The sequence below is a fragment of the Methanosarcinales archaeon genome, from assembly GCA_014859725.1.
Taxonomy (GTDB): domain Archaea; phylum Halobacteriota; class Methanosarcinia; order Methanosarcinales; family Methanocomedenaceae; genus Kmv04.
This window is the reverse complement of sequence record JACUTQ010000103.1, coordinates 1-8,283: the sequence shown is the minus strand read 5'-3', so window position 1 is coordinate 8,283 and position 8,283 is coordinate 1. Positions and strand designations below refer to the sequence as shown.

Here is an 8,283-nt window from a genome sequence, read left to right as displayed (position 1 = left end):
TGGAAATGCATTTGTTGATTTTCGGAATTACCAATCAATTTGGAGAGGATACTATAATGTCATCATTTGTTATTTTATGAGTTACCCTAACTTGCCAGATGGCCAATAATATTGCCAAAAAATCGTACCTAAAAAAATAAGTAAAAATATTAAAGGTAATAATGCAATATTAGAAAAAAAAGTAACGACTGTGCTAAGAACAATACCAAATAAAAACAAATTAATTGTTGAATTTTCTTGAAAATGGCGGAGAATTTCACTTATTGGTGGCCGTTTAACTTTTTGAAGGATTTTTTCTAAACATTTGATTTGTTCATGAGAAAGCCCCTCTAAAAGTTGTTCTCTTGAAGTGGGACTTATTCTCGCCTTTTTGATACCACTAATTATTTGATCAGGATCCCAACATTTATCAAATATACAATGTCGAAAATCAAAATGAAGTAGTGATTTTTCCAAAATAAATTCACAAAGCAATGGAATAATATTAAACGCTACAAATTGTTTTGTCGATCGATATGACTTATCTTCATAATTCAACATCCATTGAGTTACAGATATAATTCCAATCTTCTTTTTGATATTCCTAACGCTAAAAAAATCTAAATCATCACATGCATTTCCATCTTTTTCAAACAAATCTTTTTCACTAATTCTTAATGATGTTACTGCAAAGATAATTTCAATATCTTCTTGGATAATATTATTTTTTATTGTTAATTCAATAAGATTGTAAAGCTGTTGATCACTATAGTATAGGTTATCTAGTTCAGGAAGCCCGAGATTATCGCTTGATATAGTTGCAATGTTAGAAAAGTCAAACATTTTTTGATTGCCATTCATAAATTTCTTTATTGATTCAATTCCATTTGGAACATTAATGAAATCTCCAAGCTGAATCAATCCCACCTTAATTGGTTTTGTTTTCATATCTTTTGCTCCAAAAAATGATTTGAAATCAATTATTACTATCAACTTTAATTGTTTTTTTTTAAATCATTAAGGTTTCTGTAAATAAATAGATGTGATGAGGTTTATTAAATTGGAAATCTCAATTTCAACTGGTTTTTTCAACTTTCAGGTATACATTCCAAATTCTTTCTTTTCCTTCTCAGGTTTGACCTTTTCCAGGGCCTTCTTGAAAATATCTGGACCAATCTTGTATTTCTTTATTTCCTCCTCGTCGTCAGCAGATCTGCCGGACTGGATATAATCACGTATGGCCAGCATTACCGCTTCATTCACAACACCTGAAATATCTGCTCCTGAATAACCACTTGTCTCACGTACCAGCTTATTAAGGGCCACTTCATCAGATATCGGTTTGTCCTTCAAGTGGATCTTAAATATCTCAAGACGGGCTGCATCATCGGGTACAGGTACCTCCACCATCCTGTCGAATCTGCCAGGCCTGAGCAGTGCCTTATCAATAATATCAAATCTGTTAGTGGCGGCAATAGCGACTACACCGTGGAGTTCCTCCAGTCCGTCCAGTTCGGCCAGGAACTGACTGATCACACGTTCGGTCACGTGACTGTCAAAACTCTGACCCCTGGTGGGTGTGATGGCATCGATCTCGTCAAAGAATATAATACATGGAGCGGCCTGTTTGGCTTTCCTGAAGGTTTCACGCACTGCCTTTTCAGATTCACCTACCCATTTGCTTAATAATTCCGGACCTTTTACACTGATGAAGTTAACCTCACTTTCAGTGGCTACGGCCTTTGCCAGTAAGGTCTTACCGGTCCCGGGCGGACCGTACAGCAGCACGCCCTTTGGGATCTCTGCATTCATGTTCTCGTACACCTTCTGGTATTTCAATGGCCATTCCACAACCTCTGCCAGTTCCTGTTTTGGACCCGCAAGTCCGCCGATATCATTCCATTTGACATTTGGCGATTCCACGAATACCTCCCGCAATGCAGATGGTTCCATCTCACTCAATGCCTTTATGAAATCATCTTTGGTGACATTCAATTTTTCAAGCACTTCTGCAGGAAGGGTCTCCTCTTCCATGTCGATCTCAGGTAGCACCCTTCGCACGGCCCGCATTGCCCCTTCCTTGGTCAGTGCAGCCAGATCTGCCCCCACAAACCCATGGGTCACATCTGCCAGTTTCTCAAGTTCCACATCTTCAGCTAACGGCATACCTCTGGTATGGATCTGCAGGACCTGAAGCCTGGCATTCCTATCAGGCACTCCGATCTCGATCTCGCGGTCGAACCGACCAGGCCGGCGTAGTGCAGGGTCCAATGCATTGACCCTGTTGGTGGCTCCCAGCACCACCACCTTTCCACGGGATTCCAGTCCATCCATCAGGGCCAGAAGCTGGGCCACTACCCGGCGTTCAACCTCGCCTGTGACCTCTTCGCGCTTTGGTGCGATGCTGTCGATCTCATCGATCAATATTATACTGGGTGCATTTTCTTCGGCTTCCTTGAACAGTTCACGCAGACGCTCCTCTGATTCACCGTAAAACTTGCTCATGATCTCAGGCCCGGTCAATGTCTGGAAATTGGCATTTGTTTCATTGGCCAGCGCTTTCGCCAGCAAGGTCTTACCCGTACCGGGTGGACCGTGCAACAGCACACCTTTGGGTGCCTCCACGCCCAGCCGTTCAAAGAGTTCGGGATGTTTCATGGGAAGTTCGATCATTTCCCTGACTTTCTTGATCTCTTCTCCCAGGCCGCCGATATCCTCATACGTGACCCTTGGAATGACCTTTACTTCAGAAGCAGGTTTTTCGCTGATCTCGATCTTTGTTTTGGATCCTATAATAACAGATTCTGTGTGTGGTGTGGAGTTTGTTACCATTAATTGCAGTTTGCGACCCATTACATTCAGTTCAATAAGATCGCCTCTGGTAACGACTCTGCCATCCATTACCTGGGAAAGGTATTGCTCTCCGCCACCTATGATCTTCAAATCTTCGGTGGGAGCAAAAACCACTTTACTGGCGGGATCAGTTTTTATTTTCCTGATCTTAACCTTATCATCGATACCAACCCCTGCGTTTCGGCGAATACTGCCATCGATCCTTATAACCTCTCGTCCCATATCCTCGGGATATCCTGGCCAGTTAATAGCGGCAGTTTCCTTGGTTCCGATAATACCTACGACATCACCAGTTTCGAGTCCCAGTTTTTCTGCCTGTTGGGGGTCGATACGAGCTATTCCCCTGTTTACATCTTGCTGTTTTGACTCTTCTACCTTTAAATTGATTTCTTGAACTTCATCTGCCATGTACCATATCCTCAGCTTGAGTTAATATTGATTTAATTTCAGAATTAATCCACATTGATCTTTTTGCCTTTTGGTTTTATATCACCTTTCAATTCGAATGTCAGTTCCAGGACTCCGTTGTTGTATTTTGCTTTTCCACTGTCAGGGTCGATAGGAGCATTTGTGAGGATTTCCTTGAAATATTTTCGGTCCTTGGTTTCGGCCTTAATTGTAACTACAGTATCAGTAGCATCTACAGTCACATCCTCCCTGGTAATACCTGGCATCTCTGCAGTGATACATAACTGGTTCTTTTCACTGTTCAGGATATTGCATGAGTAAGGCTCCCTCACATCACCACTGATCATACCTTTTCCTGTGGGTCTGACATTTCCGAATTGTTCCACATGGGGAATTCCGTCAGGTCCGACTTTCATGCTGAAACCATAGACCAGAGGTTTACCTGGTTCAACGTTTGCCTGTGACCGGATTGTCCGAAACATTCGTTCCATCATATCATTGATCTCTTCGAACTCATGATCCATTTCGTCGAATATGTCCCTATTGGGTCTTCTTCTCCACATTTACTTACACCTCACGCAAATTTAGTAATAAATTGTATGTTTGTATTGTATAAGTATTTTAAACTTGCCCAATTCTTTTTACTAGAGAGGGTAGGAATCGATTAGTAATATGAGCCAATAATAATTATTAACAAGAAAACATATATTATTTCAATTAATATTTTTAGGGAAGTATAATAATGATGAAAATTTTTGGAATATCCGGAAGTCCAAGGCAGGGTGCTACTGATTATATCGTACAGGAGTCCCTCAAATACATTGAAGAAAAATATGGAGTGGAAACAAGGTATTTTTCTGCAATGGGAAAGAAGCTAAATTTCTGCATACACTGTGACTATTGCGTAAAGAACCGCATGGGTTGTGTACATAAAGATGATATGATTGAGTTCTACGATTCCCTGGAATGGGCTGACGGTATCATATTTGGTACGCCTGTTTATCAGGGTAACCTGAGCGCCCAGACCAAGACCATGATGGACCGCTGCCGGGCTATGGTAGCAAAGGACCCTGACATACTACGCAACAAGGTAGGTGCAGCACTGGCAGTAGGCGGCGACAGAGTAGGCGGGCAGGAAATAGCCATTCAGTCCATCCATCATTTCTATATTATCAGTGAGATGATTCCGGTAGGCGGCGGGTCATTCGGTGCAAACCTGGGCGGCACGTACTGGTCCCAGGACCGGTTAGCTGAAGGTGCAGCCGAGGATGAGGAAGGGCACAAATCCATGCGTAAGACCATGAACCACATGATGAAGACCCTGGCTTTAACAAAAGGAATAGATATTCCAAAGAAAGGATAATGATGTAGAATATGAAGGGATTAATTTCATTTATTTTTATAGTGAGTGAAATTATAGATCAAAATAAAAATCACCAAAAAAACAATGAAAAATGGGATATATTGCTGGACAGGACCCAGATAATTCATCACAGTGTCAGCAGTCATGGCCCATACCATTGACGCAGTCAAGGATGCCAGGGAAACAACGGGCAATATCTCCCGCACGGGAAAACCCAGGAGCTTTGCAAAACATGATGTCGCAAGTGCTCCGGTCATCTGAAACGGGATGAAACATATAATGAAAAGACCAACCCACCCGAATTTATGCAAAACGCTGCTTTTATCTGAGGTAATGGTCTCTGAAAAAATCATAAACGGTGCCATTGCACGAATTGATTTTAACTCTTCATAAAAAAGAACGAATATTGGCAACCCGACCAGCATGGCAGCCATGTCGGTCAAAAAACTTGCCGAGATCATAACAACGGGTGAGATTTCCTTAGAAGCCCCATGCAGCATTGCGATTTCCCGCCCTGACAAAAATTGGGTACCGAAAATCAATGAGAATTCCCAGAAAGCTCCTCTATCTCTAAAAACCAGTACGATAATAATTGCTGATATCACGCCGGTTATAAACATTGCAGTCAGGAGTTTATGGGACTCTGTTTTTTCAAATTTCATATTCATCATTGTCTGCTATACTTTCTGCAGGCTTCTACAAACCGCTCCATTGACACTGAAGCCGGGTGGGTATGCATATAGCTTGCCAGGGTATTGTAAGCCATAATCCCATCCCATCCATCCTGAATGCCTTTTCCCCTCTGCATCTTGTAAGCGAATTTGGCATCACGCTGCACATCTGTTATTGAATAATGGAACTCATGACCCCTGGCGGATCGGTGCTTCAACGACAGTGGATTATCGTGAATCACCTCGGCCTGGGTGTAACCAAGAGCCTGGAACCTCTGTACCATTCTTGATTCGGTATCCAATACCCCCGCCATTGTATATGTCTTCCCATCCACTTCAAGGATTTTGCCAAGATACATCAGGCCGCCGCATTCTGCATATACTGGCATGCCGTCCTGGGCTGCCTTTTTGATGTCATCTAGTGCTGTACCTGATGATAGCTGGGGTGCATACAGTTCCGGATAACCGCCTCCCAGTATCAGACCATCAACTTTGGGCAGTTCGTCAGTTATTGGACTAAAGGCAATTATTTGTGCCCCCCATTTTCTCAGATCATCCAGCATATCCTGGTAGTAGAAACAAAATGCCCCATCCATTGCTACACCAATTCTTACATCAGCCCGCCGGTGCTCTACTACAACAGACTTTGGTGGATCGTAGGCCAATGAACTTATCTCTATTAGAGCATCCAGATCTACATTAGATTCTATGAAATCTGCCAGTTTTCCATAATCCTGGGTTTCTTCATGTGCCATATAAAGCCCCAAATGTCTGGAAGGTATTGAAAGTTCTTTATTTGTCGGCAGAGTTCCTATGACAGGAATATCAATCCCTGCACCTTTTAGTCCATCTTCTACCAGCTTTTGATGACGTGGACTGCCTACTCTGTTCAATATTAATGCAGCAATATTGACTTCAGGGTCCATCGCCTGATATCCTTTTACCACCGCAGCTGCACTGCGGGACATGCCATGCACATTGACAACCAGTACCACCGGGACACCCAGGGTCTTTGCCACATGAGCGCTGCTGGCTGTATCTGTAGAATCAAGTCCGTCATAAAGTCCCATGACGCCTTCGATTATAGAAATGTCAGCTCCCTGGGTTTTGGCATAGGACTCATGGACTCCCTGTGTACCCATTATATATGTATCCAGGTTCCTGGATGGGGTGCTGCATATGGCTGTATGATGCGTGGGATCGATAAAATCCGGGCCAACTTTATATGGCTGGACCGACCTGCCCCTTTTAGACATTGCTGCCATCAATCCCAGGGCGGTTGTGGTCTTGCCTACACCGCTGTGGGTGCCGGCGATCATTACCGCGTTTGTCATTATGTTTTTCTCTTGTGTAAATGATATATCATAAACTAACCTATTTTCAAACACGGTGATGGTGATTGTTCTTACTTCCGGGGAGAAATGACTGGCGCACTAGATCGTGAAATCAAACTCATTTTCTCAAGTTCAGGTAAAATTCTCCTCCTGCTAGACTTTCTGAAAGCAAGTACATGTGAATTCGATTATGAGGTATGTGAATATTATATAATCCTTCAATGATAGGTTCAAGCATTCTTGCCCCGAACTTGAAGCGGTTAAAAGCTTCTTTGATTATTTCAACTTCTTCAGGAATTACCGCTTTCTTTGGTCTGCCCAGATTCTTTCTAACTAATGGCTCTTCCCCAGTCTCATGATATTCTTTCCATATCTGTTCAACTCTTCTCTTTGATATTTTGATATCTTCAGCGATTATCTCGCATGATTCTCCTTTCTTTTTATGATTGATAATATAACAAATTTTTCTTCTGTTCAGCTTCACGTTCTGAACAAATATTTTTGGGCAAAATCTGATTCGAAATCTTTTCGGGACTATACACACCTTCAATGAGACCGATACTTTAATGAGACATAAGAAGAAACCTTATTATAAAGGGGGAATTGCAATGAAAGTAAGTGCGCGGAATGTTTTAAAAGGCAAAGTAAAAAATATAAATCATGGTATGGTGACTTCGGAAGTAATGATAGAACTGTCAGATGGAGTAGAGATTGTTTCTATAATTTCAAAAAAATCGGCAGAAAATTTAGAGTTGACTAAAGGAAAAGAGGTCTACGCAATAATTAAATCAACAAATGTGATGGTTGCTACGCATTGAATGAAACCTGAGGCTAAAACTACGATTGAATCAATCAAATAAAAACGTCTGCAATTTTTTTTTAATTCTTATATTTTGGAGGAATACACCAGGTAACTACCTCGCCAGATTTGCCACAGGCTCAGTGTACCATAAAAAAACAAATGAGGTTCAATAACCTCATTCATTTGTCTTCACGCAATAGTCGAACCGTAATCAACATAACCGATAGACAAGTCAATAATCCAAACCCGGGAATACCCTTTTTATCTTCCCCGGATGACCCATTAGTCTCGTCTGCAATTTCTGTGGATTCGACAACAATACCTTCACCATCTGCTTTTCCTCCAGATACTGTTGCAACGCTTGTGGCAGAATCATCTGCGACTTTTGTTGCAGTGGGATTAACAGTGGAACGATCAATGTCATTGTTTCCAGAGTGCGGAATCTTGTTATAGGTATAATCGAATAATTCTGCGGGACCGATTTCAAACGGATTCGAATCACTTCCAGTATATGCAATATTACAAATAACCACATCCTCGCTATGAGCTGTACTTACATCCCATGCTAGAATCCGCACTAAGCCTGCTATGTTGTCGATATCCTTATCCTGCACAATAAGAGCATTCCCATCTCCTGATGTTACATCTGTAACCCTGACTCCTTCAGATGGAGTAAATTCAATAATGGCATCACTTGAACCTAGATCATTTACATCCCTGACCATCAATGATACGATCTTAGATCTATCCTCCAGTGTCTTAACATCTCCAAAATATAACTCAGGCTCTGCAGATACAGGCAGGGCTGACATCATCACAAGAAAAAGCACACAAAATGATATTGTTAATGTTTTCATATTCGCATCAGCAAAA

The 8,283-nt window shown here is 41.8% G+C and carries 9 protein-coding genes; 2 read left to right on the top strand and 7 right to left on the bottom strand.

All coding sequences use genetic code 11. From position 1 onward, the window contains the following. Positions 1 to 81: 81 nt before the first annotated feature. The 3 genes from IBX40_08895 to IBX40_08885 form a co-directional block, all read right to left on the bottom strand. Positions 82 to 927: a hypothetical protein gene (locus IBX40_08895; protein MBE0524429.1), complete on the bottom strand. Its 846-nt coding sequence runs from the start codon at positions 925 to 927 to the stop codon at positions 82 to 84. A gap of 147 nt (positions 928 to 1,074) precedes the next feature. After that, positions 1,075 to 3,240 carry a CDC48 family AAA ATPase gene (locus IBX40_08890; protein MBE0524428.1) on the bottom strand — a complete coding sequence of 722 codons (2,166 nt, stop codon included), beginning with the start codon at positions 3,238 to 3,240 and terminating at the stop codon, positions 1,075 to 1,077. A 44-nt stretch (positions 3,241 to 3,284) separates the two neighbouring features. Continuing rightward, entirely contained in the window at positions 3,285 to 3,803 is a 519-nt protein-coding gene (locus IBX40_08885; protein MBE0524427.1) for an Hsp20/alpha crystallin family protein, read from the bottom strand. A 182-nt stretch (positions 3,804 to 3,985) separates the two neighbouring features. Between IBX40_08885 and IBX40_08880 the strand changes: the two genes are divergently transcribed. Beyond that, the gene (locus IBX40_08880) at positions 3,986 to 4,603 is read left to right on the top strand and encodes a flavodoxin family protein (GenBank protein MBE0524426.1); all 618 of its coding nucleotides are present in this window, start codon (positions 3,986 to 3,988) and stop codon (positions 4,601 to 4,603) included. Between the two features lie 26 nt (positions 4,604 to 4,629). Here IBX40_08880 and IBX40_08875 read toward each other — a convergent pair whose 3' ends face one another. The 3 genes from IBX40_08875 to IBX40_08865 all read right to left on the bottom strand — a co-directional run bounded on the left by IBX40_08875 (position 4,630) and on the right by IBX40_08865 (position 7,092). After that, positions 4,630 to 5,265, bottom strand: coding sequence for a small multi-drug export protein (locus IBX40_08875; protein ID MBE0524425.1), 636 nt, complete (start codon positions 5,263 to 5,265; stop codon positions 4,630 to 4,632). Between the two features lie 5 nt (positions 5,266 to 5,270). Beyond that, entirely contained in the window at positions 5,271 to 6,608 is a 1,338-nt protein-coding gene (locus tag IBX40_08870; protein ID MBE0524424.1) for a cobyrinate a,c-diamide synthase, read from the bottom strand. A 118-nt stretch (positions 6,609 to 6,726) separates the two neighbouring features. Further along, on the bottom strand, positions 6,727 to 7,092 hold the full coding sequence (locus tag IBX40_08865) for a helix-turn-helix domain-containing protein (protein MBE0524423.1): 366 nt from the start codon (positions 7,090 to 7,092) through the stop codon (positions 6,727 to 6,729). A gap of 124 nt (positions 7,093 to 7,216) precedes the next feature. Here IBX40_08865 and IBX40_08860 point away from each other — a divergent pair, with 124 nt between their 5' ends. After that, positions 7,217 to 7,426 (top strand): TOBE domain-containing protein, encoded by a 210-nt coding sequence (locus IBX40_08860; protein MBE0524422.1) that lies wholly within the window; start codon positions 7,217 to 7,219, stop codon positions 7,424 to 7,426. 163 nt (positions 7,427 to 7,589) lie between these two features. Here the strand turns inward: IBX40_08860 and IBX40_08855 are convergent, their stop codons facing one another. Continuing rightward, positions 7,590 to 8,267, bottom strand: coding sequence for a hypothetical protein (locus IBX40_08855; protein ID MBE0524421.1), 678 nt, complete (start codon positions 8,265 to 8,267; stop codon positions 7,590 to 7,592). Between the last annotated feature and the right edge of the window lie 16 nt (positions 8,268 to 8,283).

Excerpts from the sequence above, each read along its gene's own strand:
- IBX40_08895 (MBE0524429.1), bottom strand. The coding sequence starts at position 927 with ATGAAAACAAAACCAATTAAGGTGGGATTGATTCAGCTTGGAGATTTC.
- IBX40_08890 (MBE0524428.1), bottom strand. The coding sequence starts at position 3,240 with ATGGCAGATGAAGTTCAAGAAATCAATTTAAAGGTAGAAGAGTCAAAA.
- IBX40_08885 (MBE0524427.1), bottom strand. The coding sequence starts at position 3,803 with ATGTGGAGAAGAAGACCCAATAGGGACATATTCGACGAAATGGATCAT.
- IBX40_08880 (MBE0524426.1), top strand. The coding sequence starts at position 3,986 with ATGAAAATTTTTGGAATATCCGGAAGTCCAAGGCAGGGTGCTACTGAT.
- IBX40_08875 (MBE0524425.1), bottom strand. The coding sequence starts at position 5,265 with ATGAAATTTGAAAAAACAGAGTCCCATAAACTCCTGACTGCAATGTTT.
- IBX40_08870 (MBE0524424.1), bottom strand. The coding sequence starts at position 6,608 with ATGACAAACGCGGTAATGATCGCCGGCACCCACAGCGGTGTAGGCAAG.
- IBX40_08860 (MBE0524422.1), top strand. The coding sequence starts at position 7,217 with ATGAAAGTAAGTGCGCGGAATGTTTTAAAAGGCAAAGTAAAAAATATA.
- IBX40_08855 (MBE0524421.1), bottom strand. The coding sequence starts at position 8,267 with ATGAAAACATTAACAATATCATTTTGTGTGCTTTTTCTTGTGATGATG.